This is a genomic window from Rhodococcus sp. T7 (assembly GCF_009872365.1).
Lineage (GTDB): Bacteria > Actinomycetota > Actinomycetes > Mycobacteriales > Mycobacteriaceae > Rhodococcus_F.
Genome location: NZ_WXYH01000384.1, coordinates 15,382 through 34,434 on the forward strand (window position 1 = coordinate 15,382; position 19,053 = coordinate 34,434).

General features: G+C 66.9%; 18 protein-coding genes. 14 read left to right on the plus strand and 4 right to left on the minus strand.

What is annotated here, in order from left to right; genetic code table 11:
- The first annotated feature begins 135 nt into the window (after positions 1-135).
- From secY to map, 3 genes are read left to right on the plus strand one after another with little or no spacing between them, the layout of a single operon-like run.
- A complete protein-coding gene (gene secY, locus MLGJGCBP_RS42640) occupies positions 136-1,449 on the plus strand; it encodes a preprotein translocase subunit SecY (RefSeq protein WP_087558460.1) in 1,314 nt (437 codons plus the stop codon).
- Positions 1,446-1,991, plus strand: a complete 546-nt coding sequence (locus MLGJGCBP_RS42645) for an adenylate kinase (RefSeq protein WP_015889923.1) — start codon at positions 1,446-1,448, stop codon at positions 1,989-1,991. The genes secY and MLGJGCBP_RS42645 overlap by 4 nt, the downstream gene beginning before the upstream one ends.
- On the plus strand, positions 1,991-2,788 hold the full coding sequence (map, locus tag MLGJGCBP_RS42650) for a type I methionyl aminopeptidase (RefSeq protein ID WP_160103638.1): 798 nt from the start codon (positions 1,991-1,993) through the stop codon (positions 2,786-2,788). Before MLGJGCBP_RS42645 ends, map begins: the two co-directional genes overlap by 1 nt.
- A gap of 20 nt (positions 2,789-2,808) precedes the next feature.
- On the opposite strand, the gene dtd is transcribed toward map, so the two are convergent.
- A complete protein-coding gene (gene dtd / locus MLGJGCBP_RS42655; RefSeq protein WP_160103640.1) occupies positions 2,809-3,246 on the minus strand; it encodes a D-aminoacyl-tRNA deacylase in 438 nt (145 codons plus the stop codon).
- Between the two features lie 267 nt (positions 3,247-3,513).
- Here dtd and infA point away from each other — a divergent pair, with 267 nt between their 5' ends.
- The 9 genes from infA (at position 3,514) to MLGJGCBP_RS42700 (ending at position 8,864) form a co-directional block, all read left to right on the plus strand.
- Positions 3,514-3,735, plus strand: a complete 222-nt coding sequence (gene infA, locus MLGJGCBP_RS42660) for a translation initiation factor IF-1 (RefSeq protein ID WP_003418601.1) — start codon at positions 3,514-3,516, stop codon at positions 3,733-3,735.
- Between the two features lie 87 nt (positions 3,736-3,822).
- Positions 3,823-3,936 carry a 50S ribosomal protein L36 gene (gene rpmJ / locus MLGJGCBP_RS42665; RefSeq protein WP_003938068.1) on the plus strand — a complete coding sequence of 38 codons (114 nt, stop codon included), beginning with the start codon at positions 3,823-3,825 and terminating at the stop codon, positions 3,934-3,936.
- 221 nt (positions 3,937-4,157) lie between these two features.
- Positions 4,158-4,532 (plus strand): 30S ribosomal protein S13, encoded by a 375-nt coding sequence (gene rpsM, locus MLGJGCBP_RS42670; protein WP_005239677.1) that lies wholly within the window; start codon positions 4,158-4,160, stop codon positions 4,530-4,532.
- Complete coding sequence (rpsK, locus tag MLGJGCBP_RS42675; RefSeq protein ID WP_005239680.1) at positions 4,532-4,945, plus strand: 30S ribosomal protein S11; 414 nt, start codon at positions 4,532-4,534, stop codon at positions 4,943-4,945. Before rpsM ends, rpsK begins: the two co-directional genes overlap by 1 nt.
- Positions 4,946-4,968: 23 nt before the next feature.
- The gene (gene rpsD, locus MLGJGCBP_RS42680; protein ID WP_005239683.1) at positions 4,969-5,574 is read left to right on the plus strand and encodes a 30S ribosomal protein S4; all 606 of its coding nucleotides are present in this window, start codon (positions 4,969-4,971) and stop codon (positions 5,572-5,574) included.
- Between the two features lie 116 nt (positions 5,575-5,690).
- Entirely contained in the window at positions 5,691-6,752 is a 1,062-nt protein-coding gene (locus MLGJGCBP_RS42685; RefSeq protein WP_037244707.1) for a DNA-directed RNA polymerase subunit alpha, read from the plus strand.
- Positions 6,753-6,779: 27 nt separating this feature from the next.
- Positions 6,780-7,349 (plus strand): 50S ribosomal protein L17, encoded by a 570-nt coding sequence (gene rplQ / locus MLGJGCBP_RS42690; protein WP_087558459.1) that lies wholly within the window; start codon positions 6,780-6,782, stop codon positions 7,347-7,349.
- Between the two features lie 5 nt (positions 7,350-7,354).
- On the plus strand, positions 7,355-8,248 hold the full coding sequence (gene truA / locus MLGJGCBP_RS42695; RefSeq protein ID WP_201453356.1) for a tRNA pseudouridine(38-40) synthase TruA: 894 nt from the start codon (positions 7,355-7,357) through the stop codon (positions 8,246-8,248).
- Positions 8,249-8,297: 49 nt separating this feature from the next.
- The gene (locus tag MLGJGCBP_RS42700; RefSeq protein ID WP_087558457.1) at positions 8,298-8,864 is read left to right on the plus strand and encodes an NADPH-dependent FMN reductase; all 567 of its coding nucleotides are present in this window, start codon (positions 8,298-8,300) and stop codon (positions 8,862-8,864) included.
- Here MLGJGCBP_RS42700 and eccE read toward each other — a convergent pair.
- On the minus strand, positions 8,861-10,510 hold the full coding sequence (gene eccE, locus MLGJGCBP_RS42705) for a type VII secretion protein EccE (protein WP_160103644.1): 1,650 nt from the start codon (positions 10,508-10,510) through the stop codon (positions 8,861-8,863). The two genes, MLGJGCBP_RS42700 and eccE, sit on opposite strands and share 4 nt — an antisense overlap.
- 112 nt (positions 10,511-10,622) lie before the next feature.
- On the opposite strand from eccE, the gene eccB reads away from it, so the two are divergent.
- Positions 10,623-12,113, plus strand: coding sequence for a type VII secretion protein EccB (gene eccB, locus MLGJGCBP_RS42710; protein ID WP_160103646.1), 1,491 nt, complete (start codon positions 10,623-10,625; stop codon positions 12,111-12,113).
- Positions 12,114-12,179: 66 nt separating this feature from the next.
- Here eccB and mycP read toward each other — a convergent pair whose 3' ends face one another.
- Together mycP and eccD are read right to left on the minus strand one after the other, a co-directional pair.
- Positions 12,180-13,571: a type VII secretion-associated serine protease mycosin gene (gene mycP, locus MLGJGCBP_RS42715; RefSeq protein ID WP_160103648.1), complete on the minus strand. Its 1,392-nt coding sequence runs from the start codon at positions 13,569-13,571 to the stop codon at positions 12,180-12,182.
- Positions 13,568-15,040 (minus strand): type VII secretion integral membrane protein EccD, encoded by a 1,473-nt coding sequence (eccD, locus tag MLGJGCBP_RS42720; RefSeq protein ID WP_160103650.1) that lies wholly within the window; start codon positions 15,038-15,040, stop codon positions 13,568-13,570. The genes mycP and eccD overlap by 4 nt, the downstream gene beginning before the upstream one ends.
- 294 nt (positions 15,041-15,334) lie before the next feature.
- Between eccD and eccCa the strand changes: the two genes are divergently transcribed.
- A partial coding sequence (gene eccCa, locus MLGJGCBP_RS42725; RefSeq protein ID WP_236581686.1) for a type VII secretion protein EccCa occupies positions 15,335-19,053 on the plus strand: 3,719 nt, incomplete at its 3' end.

The window sequence follows — 19,053 nt, forward strand, 5'->3', positions numbered from 1 at the left end:
ATTTGCGGCTGTACGGGCAGCACTGCCGCAGGTCTCCCAACTGTGCGTTCAGTTGCCACTGTTAGAGTTCTAGAGTTCATTCACGGACAAGTCTGCTTACGACTTCGTCTCCCCACCGTCGTGCCAGGAGGATCTTTGCTTTCCGCCTTCGTCTCGGCCCTCAGGACCCCGGACCTGAGGCGGAAGATCCTCATCGCGCTCGGTCTCGTTGCGCTGTATCGCATCGGTGCCGTGATCCCGTCGCCGGGCGTCGACTACGCCAACGTCCGATCGTGTGTCGATCAGCTGTCGGGCGGCGATACCGCGGGCATCTACTCGCTGATCAACCTGTTCTCCGGCGGTGCACTGCTGCAGCTGTCGATCTTCGCGATCGGCATCATGCCGTACATCACGGCCAGCATCATCGTCCAGCTGTTGACGGTCGTCATTCCGAAGTTCGAGGAACTCCGGAAGGAAGGCCAGTCCGGCCAGGCGAAGATGACGCAGTACACGCGCTATCTGTCGATCGCCCTGGCGATCCTGCAGGCCACCGGCATCGTGGCGCTCGCGTCCCGCGGCCAGCTGCTGCAGGGATGCCAGGAAGAGATCATCGCCGACAAGAGCATCTTCGGTCTCGTCATCATCGTGCTGGTCATGACCGCAGGTGCTGCACTCGTCATGTGGTTCGGCGAGGTCATCACCGAGCGCGGTGTCGGCAACGGCATGTCGCTGCTGATCTTCTCGGGAATCGCGTCCCGCCTGCCGTCCGAGGGCAAGGCCATCCTGGACAGCCGCGGTGGACTGATCTTCGCGATCATCTGCGTCGCGGCGCTCGCCATCATCGCCGGCGTGGTCTTCGTCGAGCAGGGCCAGCGGCGTATCCCGGTGCAGTACGCCAAGCGCATGGTCGGCCGCAAGATGTACGGCGGTTCGTCGACGTACCTGCCGCTCAAGGTCAACCAGGCGGGCATCATCCCGGTCATCTTCGCGTCGTCGCTGCTGTACCTGCCGAACCTCATCGCGCAGCTCACCGGTGCCACGTCGGCCGCCGACCCCAGCTGGTGGCAGCGGATCATCAACGAGTACCTGGTGAATCCGAACAACCCGGTGTACATCGTCATCTACTTCGCGCTGATCGTGTTCTTCGTGTTCTTCTACGTCGCGATCACGTTCAATCCGGAAGAGCGCGCGGACGAGATGAAGAAGTTCGGCGGCTTCATCCCCGGTATCCGCCCGGGTCGCCCCACCGCGGACTACCTGAATTACGTGCTCAACCGCATCACCGTTCCCGGCTCGATCTACCTCGGCCTGATCGCGGTGCTGCCCCACTTCTTCCTGTCCGGAAGCCAGACCTCCAGCAGCATCTTCGGTGGTGCGGCCGTGCTGATTCTCGTCAGCGTCGCCCTGGACACGGTCAAGCAGATCGAAAGTCAATTGATGCAACGTAACTACGAAGGGTTCCTCAAGTGAGACTTGTCCTCCTTGGTCCTCCCGGTGCAGGCAAGGGCACCCAGGCCGCGATCCTGTCCGAGAAGCTCGGCGTCCCGCACATCTCCACGGGCGACCTGTTCCGCGCGAACATCGGCCAGGCCACCCCTCTCGGCCTCGAGGCGAAGAAGTACCTGGACGCCGGGGACCTGGTTCCCAGCGAGATCACCAACAACATGGTGAAGGCCCGCGTCGGCGAGCCGGATGCCGCGAACGGGTTCCTCCTCGACGGTTTCCCCCGGACCGTCGACCAGGCTCAGGCGCTCGAGGCGATCCTGGCCGAGCTGAACACCAAGCTCGACGCCGTGCTGTCGTTCATCGTCGACGAGGACGTCGTGGTCGAGCGGATGCTAGCCCGTGGCCGCGCCGACGACAAGGAAGATGTCATCCGCAACCGGCTCCGGGTGTACCGCGAGGAGACCGCGCCGCTGCTCGATCACTACAAGGAGCAGCTGGTGACCGTCGACGCCCTCGGTGAGGTCGACGAGGTCAACGCTCGCGCACTGGCAGCGCTGGGTAAGTAATGGGCTTCGGGCGTAAGCGCAAGGTCGTTCCGTTCCGGACCGCGGGAGAGCTGGACGCGATGGCGGCCGCCGGTGCCATCGTCGGTGCGGCTCTCGTCGCGGTCCGCGAAGCGGCGAAGCCGGGTGTGAGCACGCTCGAACTCGACGAGGTGGCCGAGTCGGTCATCCGTGGCGCCGGCGCCGTGCCGTCGTTCAAGGGCTACCACGGGTTCAGCGGGTCGATCTGTTCGTCTGTGAACGATCGCGTGGTGCACGGGATCCCCTCGGCAGAAGACATTCTCGCCGAGGGAGACCTCGTCTCCATCGACTGCGGCGCCATTCTCGACGGCTGGCACGGTGACTCCGCGTGGACGTTCGGTGTCGGCGACATCATCGAAGCGGACCAGCAGCTCAGCGAGGCCACCCGGCTGTCGATGGAGGCGGGGATCGCGGCCATGCTGCCCGGCAACCGGCTCACCGACATCTCGCACGCCATCGAACTCGGCACCCGCGCCGCCGAGGTCGCGCACGACCGCAAGTACGGCATCGTCGACGGCTACGGCGGTCACGGCATCGGCCGGGAAATGCACATGGAGCCGTTCCTCGCCAACGAGGGAGCCCCCGGCAAGGGGCCTCAACTGGTGGTCGGTTCCGTTCTGGCGATCGAGCCGATGCTGACCCTCGGTACCACGGATACGGTTGTCCTCGAGGATGATTGGACCGTCGTCACCACGGACGGCACCCGTGCGGCGCATTGGGAGCACACGGTCGCCGTCACCGAGGACGGACCGCGCATCCTGACCCTGCGTCCGGAGTAGCGGCCGCCCGTGGGTGCGGGCTACACGTCGATCAGCAGCGTCACCGGGCCGTCGTTGACGAGGCTGATCTCCATGTGTTCGCCGAACACGCCCGTCTCGACGGTTGCGCCCAGCTCGCGGAGGGCGCCGGTGAACTCGTCCACCAGTGGTTCCGCCACGAGCCTTGGCGCCGCGGCGGACCAGGACGGGCGCCTGCCCCGCCGGGTGTCCGCCATCAGCGTGAACTGGCTGGCGACGAGCACCGGGGCGTCGAGGTCGGCAGCGGACTGCTCGTTCTCCAGGATGCGCATGGTCCACACCTTCTTCGCGAGCAGCGCCGCCTTCGCCGCGTCGTCCGTATGGGTGACGCCGACCAGGACGAGCAGCCCGTGGCCGCCGGCCGGGGGAGTGATCCGTCCCACCTCGTCGCCGTCCACTCGGACCGACGCGGACGTCACTCGCTGTACCAGGGCGCGCACGCACACCATCCTTCGAGAGTCGTGTCCGGTGGGGTTCGGAAGCGGAATTCTCGCCAGGCGCGCGGGTCGTCCGAGGACCGCATTTGGCCTGGTGAGCAATTTCCCGTAACATGGATCAACGGTGCGCTATGCGTGCCGGTTGTCTGCGTGCCCAGTGCCGGATTCGATCCGGATTGTTCATGTTTCGGCCGGTGAAGATCCCATTGGGCGCCACGGTAACGGAAACAGATGCAATAAGCACGCCAAACCACATGGATCGCGGAGGATATGGCTAAGAAAGACGGGGCCATCGAGGTCGAGGGACGAGTAGTCGAGCCGCTGCCCAATGCGATGTTCCGCATTGAGCTCGAGAACGGCCACAAGGTTCTCGCCCACATCAGCGGAAAGATGCGTCAGCACTACATTCGCATCCTCCCGGAAGATCGCGTTGTCGTGGAGCTGTCGCCCTACGACCTGTCGCGCGGACGCATCGTTTACCGGTACAAGTAAAAGCTTCCCCGCCCGACCAGGTCGGGGAGAAGTACGTCCGCTGCGGATCTGCGTAGTGGGCTGCCACAAAACAGGAGATCAGAAGACGTGAAGGTTCAGCCGAGCGTCAAGAAGATCTGCGAAAAGTGCAAGGTGATCCGTCGTAACGGCCGGGTCATGGTGATCTGCGAGAACCTGCGCCACAAGCAGCGTCAGGGCTAGATCTCCGCTTTTCGAGGATCTGCTTGGCAACAAGCAAAGATGACCTCCCAGCACCAGCCAGTACTCACGGCTCTCGAGCAGGTATTGGTTCACCCCCGGCACGGAGGCCGGGGCCCCACTGAGTTAGTTGAAGCATTGTCGGTCGCGAGACCGCCGGCGTTTGAAGAGGCACAGGGGATGGACTGGGAGCAGACCTCCGCACACCGATAGGAAATGCCGACATGGCACGTCTCGCAGGTGTCGATCTTCCCCGTGAAAAGCGGATGGAGATCGCACTTACTTACATCTACGGCATCGGCCGTACCCGCTCCAAGGAGATCCTGGACGCCACCGGCGTCAGCCCGGATCTGCGGAGCAAGGATCTCTCGGACGAGGATCTGGCCAAGCTCCGCGAGTACATCGAGGAGTCGCTGAAGGTCGAGGGTGACCTTCGCCGCGAGGTCCAGGCCGACATCCGACGCAAGATCGAGATCGGCTGCTACCAGGGCCTGCGCCACCGTCGTGGTCTGCCCGTGCGTGGTCAGCGCACCAAGACCAACGCCCGTACCCGTAAGGGTCCGAAGCGCACCATTGCAGGCAAGAAGAAGGCGAAGTAATGCCCCCCAAGTCACGTAGCACCGGTCCGAAGAAGACCCAGAAGGCGCGTCGCAGGGACAAGAAGAACGTCCCGCACGGCGCCGCTCACATCAAGAGCACGTTCAACAACACCATCGTGTCCATCACGGACCCCGCCGGAAACGTGATTTCCTGGGCGTCCTCGGGACACGTCGGCTTCAAGGGTTCGCGTAAGTCGACCCCGTTCGCCGCCCAGCTGGCCGCAGAGAATGCAGCCCGCAAGGCGCAGGAGCACGGTGTCAAGAAGGTGGACGTCTTCGTCAAGGGCCCCGGCTCCGGCCGTGAGACCGCGATCCGCTCGCTTCAGGCTGCAGGCCTCGAGGTCGGCACCATTTCCGATGTCACCCCCCAGCCGCACAACGGCTGCCGTCCGCCCAAGCGGCGTCGGGTCTAGCGGGAAGGATAGGTAGAAAAAAAATGGCACGTTATACCGGACCCATCACCCGCAAGTCGCGTCGTCTGCGCGTCGACCTCGTTGGAGGCGACCAGGCGTTCGAGCGTCGTCCCTACCCGCCGGGCCAGCACGGCCGCGCGCGGATCAAGGAGAGCGAGTACCTGCTCCAGCTGCAGGAGAAGCAGAAGGCTCGCTTCACCTACGGTGTCATGGAGAAGCAGTTCCGCCTGTACTACAAGGAGGCGAACAACCGCCCCGGTAAGACCGGTGAGAACCTGCTCCGCATCCTGGAGTCGCGTCTCGACAACGTCGTGTACCGCGCCGGACTGGCACGCACCCGCCGCCAGGCCCGTCAGCTGGTCACGCACGGTCACCTTCTCGTGAACAACAAGAAGGTCGACATCCCCAGCTACCGCGTCTCCCAGTACGACATCATCGATGTCAAGGACAAGTCGCTGTCCACGCTTCCCTTCCAGGTTGCGCGCGAGACCCAGGGCGATCGCCCGATCCCGGGTTGGCTGCAGGTTGTCGGTGGACGTCTCCGGGTTCTGGTTCACCAGCTTCCCGAGCGTGCGCAGATCGACGTTCCTCTGCAGGAACAGCTCATCGTCGAGTACTACTCGAAGTAGGCCTGACCGCTCGTGCGCCTTTCCGGTAGTTCCGACTACCGGAAAGGCGCACGGGCACGAAGTGCCTTTCCCATCGTGGGCGTCAAATAGCGGACGCCCGTACAGGAGGAAATCCAATGCTCATTTCTCAGCGACCCACGCTGACCGAAGAGGTCATCGCTGACAACCGCTCGAAGTTCGTCATCGAGCCCCTCGAGCCAGGCTTCGGGTACACCCTCGGCAATTCGCTCCGCCGTACGCTGCTCTCGTCGATCCCCGGCGCTGCTGTCACCAGCATCCGCATCGACGGCGTTCTGCACGAGTTCACCACAGTTCCCGGTGTGAAGGAAGACGTCACCGACGTCATTCTGAACCTCAAGGGCCTCGTCGTGAGCTCCGAAGAGGACGAGCCGGTCACCATGTACGTCCGCAAGCAGGGCCCCGGCGCTGTGACTGCAGGCGACATCGTGCCCCCGGCCGGCGTCACCGTGAACAACCCGGATCTGCACATCGCCACCCTGAACGACAAGGGAAAGCTGGAGATCGAGCTCGTCGTCGAGCGCGGTCGCGGCTACGTCCCCGCCGTCCAGAACAAGGCGTCCGGCGCCGAGATCGGCCGTATCCCGGTCGACTCGATCTACTCGCCGGTGCTCAAGGTCACCTACAAGGTGGAGGCCACCCGCGTCGAGCAGCGCACCGACTTCGATCGGCTCGTGCTCGATGTGGAAACCAAGAACTCCATCACCGCTCGGGACGCGCTCGCTTCTGCGGGCAAGACCCTGGTTGAGCTCTTCGGCCTGGCCCGTGAGCTGAACGTCGAAGCAGAAGGCATCGAGATCGGACCCTCGCCCGCCGAGGCCGATCACATTGCTTCGTTCGGACTGCCCATCGAGGACCTGGACCTGACGGTCCGTTCCTACAACTGCCTCAAGCGCGAAGGTGTTCACACCGTCGGTGAGCTTGTCGGCCGTACCGAGTCCGATCTGCTCGACATCCGCAACTTCGGACAGAAGTCCATCGACGAGGTGAAGGTCAAGCTGCATTCGCTCGGCCTGGCCCTCAAGGACAGCCCCGCGTCCTTCGATCCCACCACTGTTGCCGGCTACGACGCCGCCACCGGAACGTGGAGCGACACGGACGCCGGTTCCTTCGGTGATGCCGAGGGCACCGAGGACTACGCCGAGACCGAACAGCTGTAGCTCACGGTCCTTTACTAGGAGATCATCATGCCCAAGCCCAAGAAGGGTGCCCGCTTCGGCGGGTCGGCTTCGCACCAGAAGGCGATCTTCGCCAATCTGGCTACCGCGCTCTTCGAGCACGGCCGCATCACCACCACGGAGTCCAAGGCCAAGGCCCTGCGCCCGTACGCCGAGAAGCTCGTCACGCACGCCAAGGCCGGAACCCTGGCTCACCGTCGCGAGGTTCTGAAGGTCATCCGCAACAAGGATGTCGTGCACACCCTGTTCGCGGAGATCGGCCCGTTCTACGCCGATCGTGACGGCGGCTACACCCGCATCATCAAGACGGTCCCCCGCAAGGGCGACAACGCGCCGATGGCGATCATCGAGCTCGTCAAGGAGAAGACCGTCACCTCCGAGGCCGACCGCGCTCGTCGCGTGAAGGCGTCGAAGGATGCGCCGGCTGCTGCTCCCGCCGAGGAGAACGTCGTCGAGGCCGTCGAGGCCGAGGCAACCGACGCCGAGGTCGAGAACGCTGACGCCGTCGTCGAGGCCATCGAGGACGAGTCCGCCACCGCGGCCGACGCTCCCGAGGCCGAAGAGGCCAAGAAGGACTAGTCCACTTGGTTTCGGCACACGCTGAATCGAACGAGCCCGTCGTCCCCCCGAGGGACGGCGGGCCCGTTTCGTATGAGACCCGTCGCTTGCGACTCGACATCGCGTACGACGGAACGGACTTCTCCGGGTGGGCCCGCCAGAACGGCCTGCGCACCGTGTGCGGGGAGATCGAGGAGAAGCTCGGCGCCGTCCTGCGCACGCCGTTGCAGCTCACGGTCGCGGGGCGGACCGACGCCGGCGTCCACGCCACCGGTCAGGTCGCACACGTCGACGTTCCGCTCGACGCGATCCCGGACGACCCGTCTCGGCTGGTCCGCAGACTCGCGCGGTTTCTGCCGAAGGATGTGCGGATCAAGCAGATCTCCTTCGCGCCCGAACACTTCGACGCACGGTTCTCCGCGATGCGGCGGCACTACGAGTACCGCCTGACATCGGCGGTCTACGGTGCCGACCCGCTCCGAGCCCGGGACACCGCGTCGTATCCGAAGGTCCTCGACCTCGAACTCATGCGCTCGGCGTCCGCGACGCTGCTGGGGTTGCACGACTTCGCGGCGTTCTGCAAACGCCGGGAGGGCGCCACCACGGTCCGCGATCTGCAGCGTTTCGACTGGGAACGCGACGGCGACGTGTTCACCGCCTTCGTCAGCGCCGACGCGTTCTGCTGGTCGATGGTGCGCAGTCTCGTCGGTGCGGTCCTCGCAGTGGGGGAGGGCAGGCGCGATCTGGGCTGGATCGAGGGTCTCCTCCGCGAGAAGTCGCGGTCGAGTTCGATTCTGGTGGCCCCCGCGCACGGACTGTCCCTGGTGCGGGTCGACTACCCCGACGACGCGGATCTGGCGGCACGCAACCAGATCACCCGGGACGTTCGGACCGTGCCCGGCGGCTGCTGCGGCGACTGAAGCCCGATCGTCGACCTCCAGGATTGCCCCGGAAAGAAGGAGCGAGTTCATGACCGCAGTCGAGCCCGTCCGGATCGAAATCATCATCGGGTCCGTCAGGGTCGGCCGGATCGCTCCCGTCGTCGCCGGCTGGTTCGCCGAACGTGCGCGCGCCTACCCGGGACTGGACGTGGGGGTCGTCGACCTCGCCGACACGCCGTTGCCGCAGGATCTCGGCGAATCTCCGGTGACCGACGAATTCCGTGAGCGGGTGGGCCGAGCCGACGGATTCGTGGCCGTCACCTCCGAGTACAACCACGGCTACCCTGCGGCGCTGAAGACCGCGTTCGACAGTCTCAAACACGAATGGCGTTCGAAGCCCATCGGTTTCGTGTCGTACGGCGGTCTGGCCGGCGGACTCCGGGCAACCGAACAGCTACGTCAGGTGGTGGCGGAACTCCACATGGTGTCGGTCCGGCAGAGCGTGAGCTTCCACCGGGTGCGCAAGAGATTCGACGAGCAGGGGCAGACCACCGACGGCGCCGCCATCGACTCGGCGGACCGCATGCTGGCCCAGCTGGTGTGGTGGGCCGACGCGGTCCGGGTTCAGCGCGAGACCACGCCGTACCCCGGCTAATACTGGTAGGCGGGCGAGTACTCCTCCGCCGCGCGCGGGCGGCCGATGAACGCCGTCTCGGACGAGATGGTGACCAGCATCAGTTCGATGCTCGTCCCTCCCGTCGACAGGAGAATCCGGTCGCCGAGCGCATTCGGCTGGACGATGGACAGGTCCGGTTCGGCGCCGGGCCACTGACTGGGGACCCCGTACAGGTAGATCGCCGTGACCCCGGCGCGGGGCGGCAGCGCGTTGACGCCGTCGAACACCACCGTGTTGAACCTGTTGTCGGACTGCGGGTTGTGGCCCGCGATGCGCAACCGGTCGGGTGTGGCGATGGAGTCGATCAACGACGACCACGCGTCGGGCCGATCGGTGTGGATGAGTACCCGGGCACCCGTTGCGACGGCACGGAACACGAGTTGCTGGGCGAGGTACAGTTCGCCCGCCACGTAGACCATGCCGACGCCGGGACCTGCGATGCGGGCGGTGATTCCGTGGCCGTAGTCGTCGGAGCCGATGAGCTGGCCGCACCCCGCCGGGGGCAACTGCAGGCCGCGCAGATCCTCGACGGACATGTCGGTCAACGGCATCAGGTCGTCGAGGTCCGACATTGCGACGGGGAGATTGGACAGCAGCCCGTCCTTGTGTCTGCCCTGCATCGAGACGAGCCCGGGAATCGCGAGCGGCTCGGGCATCGTCCGGGTCGTTATCCGGCAGGCGGCACCGATCTTCACCTGGCCGTCGTGCCCGCTGGGGCGGAGACGGATCGTCACGGTGGTGCCGAGGCTCGACGGGACCCACAGCTTTGCGAGCAGATCTCGCGTCAGGTACCGCGGATCGACGCCGTAGCCGGTGTTGCACACCCCGGGCAGCGGCGTCTGCTTCAATGTCTGCGTGAAGGTCTTCGGGTCGACGCCGCGGCTGATCTGCAGCGTGGCGGAGTCGATCTCCGGGGCGGTGAGAATCCGCGCGCGGCAGCCGGAATCGGCGAGTGCGCGCACTACCCGGCCGGCGGCGATCGTGATCGCTCGGGAGGCGCCTTCCTCGCCGCCGCCTCGCCGCGCGACAGCGGCGACGCTCTCGGTGGCGTCGAATCGCAGAGCGAGCCACACCATCCGGGTCGCCGTCGCCGGGAGCGGGCCGACCAGCCTGTCGTACACATCGGTTGCGGGCGTGCCCGCCGCGGCGCGATAGCCGTGGTTGACGATATCGATTCCGGTGAGCGAGATGTCGTGCTGCACGAGGCATGCGGCGAGCGCGTCGGTAGGGAGTTCGTGTGTCGTCTGGAAGCCCTCGCGGGTGATCTGGGTGAGACTGCCCGCGGGAGGAAGGACCTCGACGACGGCGACCACGTTCCCCCCGTCCCAGCGGAGCCCGACGGACTGACCGGTCGGCGCCTGGAAGCCGACGGTGCGGGACTCCGCCCGGCCGGGTTCGGTGCAGTACCGCCAATACGTCCGCGCCCAGTCCAGGCTCGACCAGCCGCCCACCCGGACGAGCGCGGCGACGACGAGGACGACGGCAAGTGCGACGGCGCCCCACCAGACCAGCCCGCACAGCGAGGCCACGACCCCGCCGGTCACCCCCAGAAGCTGCGCGACGATCACCTCGGTCGCCGAAAACCGAAGAGACGACGGCCGACGTGTGACACGTGAACGGTCCATGGTTCCTCCCCCGAATACCTGAACCCAGCAGACCCGTACCCGTCCGCCGTGAAGATTGTCGATGGAACTGTACTGTGTCACCCCGAGCGCTGTGCAGCACGGGGGAGGAACAATGGCTGTAACACCCACCACCCGGTGGCAGGTCAACGGGTATCGCTTTCTGGTCAGAAGGATGGAGCACGCCCTGGTGCGCCACGACGTCCGAATGTTGCACGACCCCATGCGGTCGCAGTCGCGCGCACTCGCGGTGGGGGTCGTGATCGCGTCGCTCGGCCTCGCCGGGTGCGCCGCGCTGGCGCTGTTCCGTCCGCAGGACAAGATCGGCGACGCGTCGATCGTCGTCGGCAAGGAGTCGGGCGCGATGTTCGTCGTCATGGGCGACACGCTCCGTCCCGTTTTGAATCTCGCGTCCGCCCGGCTCATCGTCGGAAAGTCCGAGAATCCGGTGATCGTCAAGGAATCCGAAATCGACACCCGTCCGCGCGGTGCCCTCGTCGGGATTCCCGGTGCGCCGTCGGCGCTGCCGACCGGAGATCCCGCGGCGAAGACCCCGTGGACCGTGTGCGATTCGATCGCAGCCGACGGAAATCATTCCGTCACAACATCGGTCATCGTCGGCAACACGGAGAGCTCCGACGGCGGCGGGACCCTCACGGGAGATCAGGCACTGCTCGCGTCGACTTCCGACGCCTCGTACCTGATCTACGGCGGCAAGCGGGCCCGGGTCGACCTGGACGACCCTGCGGTCACCCGCGCGCTGGGCCTCGAAGGCGCCCGGCCGCGACCGGTGAGCAAGGGTCTTGTCAACGCCGTCCCCGAAGTGCCGCCACTCACGGCTCCCGTCATCCCGGGGGCCGGGAGCAGCCCCCGGTATCCGTTGCAGGACAAGGTCGTGGGATCGGTGTTCACGGCGCTCATCGGCTCCGAGACCACCCATTACGTGGTTCTTCGCGACGGAATCCAGAAGATCAGCTCGGCCGTCGCGAACCTGATCTTCCTGTCGGACTCGCACGGCGACACGGAGATGTCGAGCGTCCCGCCGGACGCCACCAAGCGGATCCCCTCCGTGGAACAGATTTCGGTGGACAGTTTCCCCGAGTCGGCGCCCACGATCGTCGATGCCTCCGACAGTCCCGTGAGCTGCCTGACCTGGAAGCCTCTCCGTGCGCCGGACGAGACCGGCTCGAGTGGGCCGGCGGCCGAACTGTCGCTGGCCGCGGGCCGCGCCCTCCCGATCCCCGGCGACGCCCGCGCGGTCGAACTGGCCCAGGCGGACGACGCGGGCGACAACGCCGACACGGTCTACGTACAACCGGGAACCAGCGGTTTCGTGCAGTCCACCGGCATCGATCCCACGAGCACACGACGCGACAGCTGGTTCTTCGTCGCGGACACGGGAGTTCGGTTCGGCATCCCGGACAAGGACGCGGACAAGGACTCTGCAAAGGCTTTGGGGCTCGACGGCGCCCAGCCTCTCGCGCCCTGGCAGATACTCGGCCTCCTGGCGCAGGGCCCCTCGCTCGGAAAGTCGGCGGCGCTGGTCGCACACGACGGTGTCGCACCGGACCCCGACCCTGCCGCTGTCGCGTCAGGATCCAAGTAGGACTTCACGGGAAAGGATGCGGGCGCGCGCAGGCGGCCGGCATCCTCCCCCGTGGAGCGGATCGCGTCAGTGCCGGTCGGTCGCCGAGCGGAACCTGCGGCGGAGCGGAAACGATGCCAGGACGCCGAGCACGAGCAGTGCACCCAGCGTGCCGGTGGCCGCCACCGCGACGTTGCGGGGCCGATGGTCCGGGGGAGCAGCGGCCGGAAGCGCCTCGATCGCGACGGAATTCGACCGATCGACGGTGGCATCGTCTAGCGGAACGTCGGCGGTGACTGCTGCCAGCGGATCGATGATCCCGTGCCCGACCGACGGATTCCACCCCTCTGCCGGGGCATGCGCCGTGGCCTCGATGCGGGCCATCACCTGTTGTGCGGACAGTTGCGGGAACCGCGAACGGACCAGGGCGACGGTCGCCGAGACGTACGGGGCGGCGAAACTCGTTCCCTGCACGGGCTCGGCGTTGCCCTCGGGGCCGTACGTCGTGTTCGTCAGGTCGCCGGCGGTCGGGTGCAGCGAAGTGAGACCGGTTCCGGGAGCTGCGACGTCGACCCACGGACCGGCGAGGCTGAAGTCGCTCGCCGACCCGTTCGCGTCGACGGAGCCGACGGTGAGCACGTAGTCGTCGTACCACGCGGGACTGGCAATCGTGCCCACGGAGTCCGACAGGTCGGCGCCGGGCCGGAGGGGGTCGACCGGTGGATTCTGAATCTTGCAGTCCCCGGAACCGAAGTTGCCTGCCGCCGCGACCACCACGGCGTTGTGCACCGTGACGGCGTACTTCACGGCAGCGCCTACGTACCGGTCGCCGCTGCCGATCCCCTCGGCAGCGGTCTTGCACGCGACCTCGGAGATGTTGATGACCGTCGCACCCTGGTCGGCCGCACGCCGGATCGCCGTCGCCATCGTCACGACGTTTCCGTATCCGCCGACCGAGTTGCCCGCGTTGTCGACCTCGTCGGCCTGGCCGACGGGGGTGTACGCAGCACTCGTCTGCCGGATCGACAGGATCCGCGAATCCGGTGCGCCGCCGGAGAAACCGGAGCCGGGCACCTGCGAGGCTCCGATCAACCCGGCGACGAGCGTGCCGTGCGCGTCGCAGTCGACCGTTCCGGTCTGCGTCCCCACGAGGTCGCCGCCGTCCATGAGTCCGGGGAGTCGGGGGTGCGGCGAGACGCCGGTGTCGATCACCGCGACGAGCTGACCGGCGCCCCTGGTGATCGGCCAGACCGACTGGAAGTCGAGATCGCGCTGGGCCGCCGGGACGTCGGGGCCGTCCGGCACGCGCACGGCATCTTTACAATTGCGGCGTAGCTCGGCCTTCTGGCGGTCCGCCGGTGGAACAAGTCCGACGTCCACCGGAGCGGGCACCGCAGCCGAGGCGCCGCCCTGACCCACGGCGGCGGTGACCGCCACGATCGCGGTGGCCAGGACGACGCGGGTGAGCGGGCGCCTCACAGTCCACGCATCAGCGAGTAGAGACCGGTCACCCAGCACACCAGCGGGACGATCGACGCGATCACCGCCAGATCGATGAGCTCGGCCACCCGCCGCATCACGGGCGAGAACGTCTGGCGGGGGGCGAGGATACCCAGCACCAGCCCACCGACGGCGAACAGGATCGCGACCGCGAACGACGCGATCGCGAAGTCGGGCACGGCGACCGCCGCGGCGGTGAGCAGCAGAAGCAGGATCGTCACCCCGCCCGCGATCAGCGGAACGGCCTGCTCGGCGCTGCTGTACGTGCGTCCCCGGAACATCAGGACGGTCGCGGTGGCGACGGCGAGAGAGAGCCCGGGCCAGAAGATTCCGCCGTGCACGCCGGGGTGCGCCGCGACGAGTGCGCCGGTCACGGCGAGTGCCGTCATCGCGCTGACCAGGCCCGTGAGGTACTTGCGGGCACGTGCCGCTCGCTGTGCGAGGGAGTCGAACGAGGGCATCGTGACCTCGTCGTCCGGGTCGTCCTCCGACGGATCGACCGATGTACCCGGCGCCGGGACCGGGGGCAGCGGAAGCTTCGCCAGCAGTATCGACACCCTGGCCGAGAAGGCCAGTGCGATCAGCGCCGCCGCCACGACGCCCGCGCCGACCGCGGCACTCGGGTTGCCGAACAGCGTGGCGACGAGCGCGGCGATCGATCCGAACAGGGATGTCACCGACAGCGCCGTGAACAGTCGCAGTCCGACACCGCCCAGCCGCAACGCCAGAACGGCGGTGGTGCCGGCCAGCGCGAGCCCGAGGAGCAGGTGTGCAGCGCCGAGATCGCCGGGCACGAACAGCATCCCCGCGGCGAACGAGAGGGGAACGGCGCACCCGCTGAGGACCACGGAACTGCGCGCGTCGCCGTAGACACGGCCGGTGACCGCGCCCGCGATCAAGAACAGCAGAGCCGTCGCGATGGCACAACCCGCCCCCAGAAATCCTTCCGTCCCCGCTCCGGACCACAACAGCGCGAACGAACCGACGACGGTGCCGAGCACGGCCGCGACGGAACCCACGACCCGCGCGGAACCACGGGTCCACTCGCGGTCACCCTCGGCGTCGGCGATCGCGACGTTGTACATGATGTCGTCGAACAGCGGCGGCGGTGCGCTGGCGTGCACACTCTGGAGCACGAGGAGGTCGCCGTCGCGGATTCCGTGCTCGTGCAACGTCAACGTGGTCGAGAGCGGCGAGTGCCCGATCTTCGCGAGAACCCACTCGCTCGGTTCGTACTGCTCGAGCGAGTCGTCGAAATCGTTGGCACTACGATGGGTGCGGATGGTGTCGACGATCCCCGGGACGAGGATGGCGAGCGGCACACCGAACGGAACGGCCATGTCGACCTGCGAATGCGTCGACAAGACTGTGATGCGGCACAGATCGGCCGCGGCACCGGGACGGGTGGACGAGGCGGATCCCCGCGATTCGTCATGGGTGATGGACACTGCGATTTCCCCCAACTCTTCCGACGCACAACCCCATCTGCGCCGTTACGACACCGATCGACGACCGGTCACGGATCGTCGTCCGATTTGATCACGGGTGACCTTACGACACTGCAGGCGGCGCCTCCAGTGTCCACCAGGGCCGACCTCCTAATGCCCGACTATATGCCCGATCGCCCTCCATGGGTTAGTGTCTGACTTCGCGGATCGAGCCCAGGGGGGCGGACCCGGAGTTTCGGGATCGGATCGGCTGCACGGTTTTTTCGGGGCGGTTGTAGTCATGGGGGGCGAGTAGTGAGCACTATTCGGTTCGTGCGCAAAGCACGACGGGAAGTACCACGCATTCCGGGCGGCGAAGTGAGCCTGCAGGCTCCGCCCGAGATTCCACGTCTGGTTCCCGGAAACCTTTTGACCAAGCTCCTTCCCGTGGTCATGGTCGTCGCCATGGTCGGGATGATGGCCCTGATGTTCTCGTCGGGCATGGCCCGCAATCCGATGTCGATGCTCTTTCCCGTCATGATGATGGTGTCGATGCTCGGCATGTTGGCCGGCGGTGGCCGTGGCGGCCCGAAAGCGGCGGAGGCCAACGAAGACCGCAAGGACTACCTGCGCTACCTCGATCAACTGCGACGCGACGTCAACGAAACCGGCGAGCAGCAGCGAAAAGCGCTCGACTGGAGTCACCCCGAACCCGGTCTGCTCTGGACCCTCGCAGGCACGGCGCGCATGTGGGAGCGCCGCATCACCGACCCCGACTACTGCCACGTGCGCGTCGGCCGGGGTAGCCAGCGCCTCGCGACCCGCCTTATCGCGCCGGAGACCGGGCCGGTGGAGGATCTGGAACCGGTTGCAGCGGTGTCGCTTCGTCGCTTCGTCCGTGCCCACTCCGTCGTTCAGGATCTGCCCACCGCGGTGTCGCTGCGCGGATTCGCGGCCATCTCCGTGGAAGGGGACCGCGGTACGGCACGGTCCCTGGTGCGGTCGATGCTCATGCAGTTGTGCGCATTCCACGGCCCGGACAATCTCCTGGTCGCCGTCGTGTGCGGCCCCGACACGGAGCACGAGTGGGACTGGGCGAAGTGGCTGCCGCACGCGCAGCACCCGGACTCGTCCGACGGTGTCGGTTCGTCCCGCATGATCTACGGCTCGATCCTCGAACTCGAATCCGCGCTCGGCCCGCAGCTGGCGATGCGAAACCGGTTCTCGCGCAATGCGCCCGCCGCGCCCGGTGTTCCGCAGTTCGTCATCGTCGTCGACGGCGGGATCCTCGAGGGCGAATCGGGGATGATCACCGACGGCGGCGTCGACTCGGTCTCCGTTCTCGACATCAGCGGCTTCTGCCCGCGACTGACGGCCACGCGTGGCCTCCAGCTCGTCGCGCAGGACGGATCCCTCGGCGCCCGCAGCGGAGCCGGAGTCGAGATGTTCGCGACAGCGGACCTCGTCAGCGCTCACCAGGCGGAAACACTGGCCCGCCGACTCGCGCCGTACCGGACGGCGTCGCAGACGGCGGTGGACGCCGGCGACGACGATCAGCCGGTGCAGACGTGGAGCCAGATGCTGGGGATCGGCGACGTCGGCCGTCTCAACCCGGATCACGCGTGGCTGCCCCGCCAGGGCCGCGACCGGCTGCGGGTCCCGATCGGTGTGGGAGTCGACGGTCACCCGGTCGAGATCGACCTCAAGGAGTCGGCCGAGAACGGAATGGGGCCGCACGGCCTGTGCATCGGAGCCACCGGTTCCGGTAAGTCGGAGTTCCTGCGAACGTTGGTGCTCGGGCTGATCTCGACGCATTCACCCGACGCGCTCAACCTCGTCCTCGTCGACTTCAAGGGCGGCGCCACGTTCCTCGGTCTCGAGGACGCGCCGCACGTCGCCGCGGTGATCACCAACCTCGCCGAGGAACTCGCGATGGTCGACCGGATGCGGGACGCCCTCGCCGGTGAGATGAATCGACGCCAGGAACTCCTGCGCTCCTCCGGGAACTTCGCGAACGTCACCGAATACGAGAAGGCCCGCCAGGCCGGTGCCGACCTCGACCCGCTGCCCGCACTGTTCATCGTCGTCGACGAATTCTCCGAACTGCTCAGTCAGCAGCCCGAGTTCGCGGACCTCTTCGTCGCCATCGGCAGGCTCGGCCGCTCGCTGCACATTCACCTGCTTCTGGCGAGTCAGAGGCTCGAAGAGGGCAAATTGCGAGGCCTCGACAGCCACCTGTCGTACCGGATCGGCCTCAAGACGTTCTCGGCCAACGAATCGCGCACCGTGCTCGGTGTGCCGGACGCCTATCACCTGCCCGCGACCCCGGGCGCCGGATACCTCAAATGCGATTCCGCGGAGATCGTCCGCTTCCAGGCCTCGTACGTGTCCGGCACCTACGAGGGCAGTCGGGTCGACAACGTGCGGCGGCCGGGTGAGGCGGCGGTCGAGCTGCGGCCGAAGATTTTCACGGCCGCACCCGTCGCCGTCGACGTCGTCGAGATCCTCGACGAACCACAGTCACTCCACCTGACCGAGGAGGCTGCGGAAACCCGCACCACCATCGACGTCGTGGTCGAACGGATCAAGGACCGCGGACCGCGCGCCCACGAGGTGTGGCTGCGGCCCCTCGACGCCGCGCCGACCCTCGACCAGATGCTGCCGGGGTCCGTGCTCACCGAACCGGTTCCCGCACTGAGCTCGCTGCGTGCACCGATCGGGATCATCGACAGGCCTTACGACCAGCGGCGCGACCCGCTCGTCGTGGACCTGTCCGGCTCCACCGGCAACATGGCCGTGGTGGGTGGACCGCAGTCGGGCAAGTCCACTGCCATCCGCACGCTCATCACGTCGCTGGCCGCCACCCATTCCGCGGAGCAGGTGCAGTTCTACTGCCTCGACTTCGGTGGCGGCACGCTCGCCGGACTGTCGGGACTGCCGCACGTCGGCTCGGTCGCCAACCGCCTCGACGTGGACCGGGTGCGGCGCACCATCGCCGAGATGAACACCATCGTGCGTCAACGTGAGGAGCGTTTCCGCGAAATCGGAGTCGAGTCGATGGCGGAGTTCCGCCGTCTGCGTGCCTCCGACCCCGGTAGCGGCGGCCCGGCCGCGGGGGTCGCGCAGGACCCGTTCGGCGATGTGTTCCTGGTGATCGACGGGTTCGGCAGCATCCGCCAGGATTTCGAGGCTCTCGAACAGCAGGTCACCAACCTTGCGTCCCAGGGCTTGTCGTACGGCGTGCACGTCGTCCTCACCGCTTCACGATGGGGCGAGGTCCGGCCCGCACTCAAGGATCAGCTCGGCACGCGCATCGAGCTGCGGCTCGGTGACCCCTCGGATTCCGACCTCGGTCGCAAGACCGCGGCACTCGTTCCGGAAGGCAGGCCCGGACGCGGCATGACCCGCGACAGCCTGCATCTGCTGGTCGGGTTGCCGAGGTTCGACGGGAACTCGGATCCGACCGACCTGGCAACCGGGGTGGCGCACGCGGTGTCGGCCGTCGCCGCTGCGACGCACGGCCGGCCCGCTCCGGCAGTGCGCATGCTGCCGGCACAGATCGCCCGCGAAGACCTCCTTCACGCCGCCGGCGGGTGGCCCTCCTACCTCGATCCCGCGCAGGCATGTCTGCAGATTCCGATCGGCCTCGACGAGGCCGAATTGGCTCCGACGTTCCTGAACTTCGCCGAACAGCCACACTTTCTGGTGTTCGGCGACACCGAATGCGGTAAGACGACGCTCCTGCGGAACATCTGCGAGGGCATCATGGCGTCGAACACGAGCAAACAGGCGAAGATCATTCTCGGCGACTACCGGCGCACGATGCTCGGTGTCGTCGAAACGGAGCACCTCGCCTCGTACGCACCGTCCGAGGACGTGCTGGGGACGAACATGAGGGACCTCGCGTTCCTGCTGAAGGAGCGCATGCCGGGCCCCGGTTTCAGCCGTCAGCAGCAGCGCGACCGCGGTCACGGCGTCCCGCATCGATGCGCGCTCCTGCGAATCTCCGACTCCCGTCAGGATCAGTCCGTCGA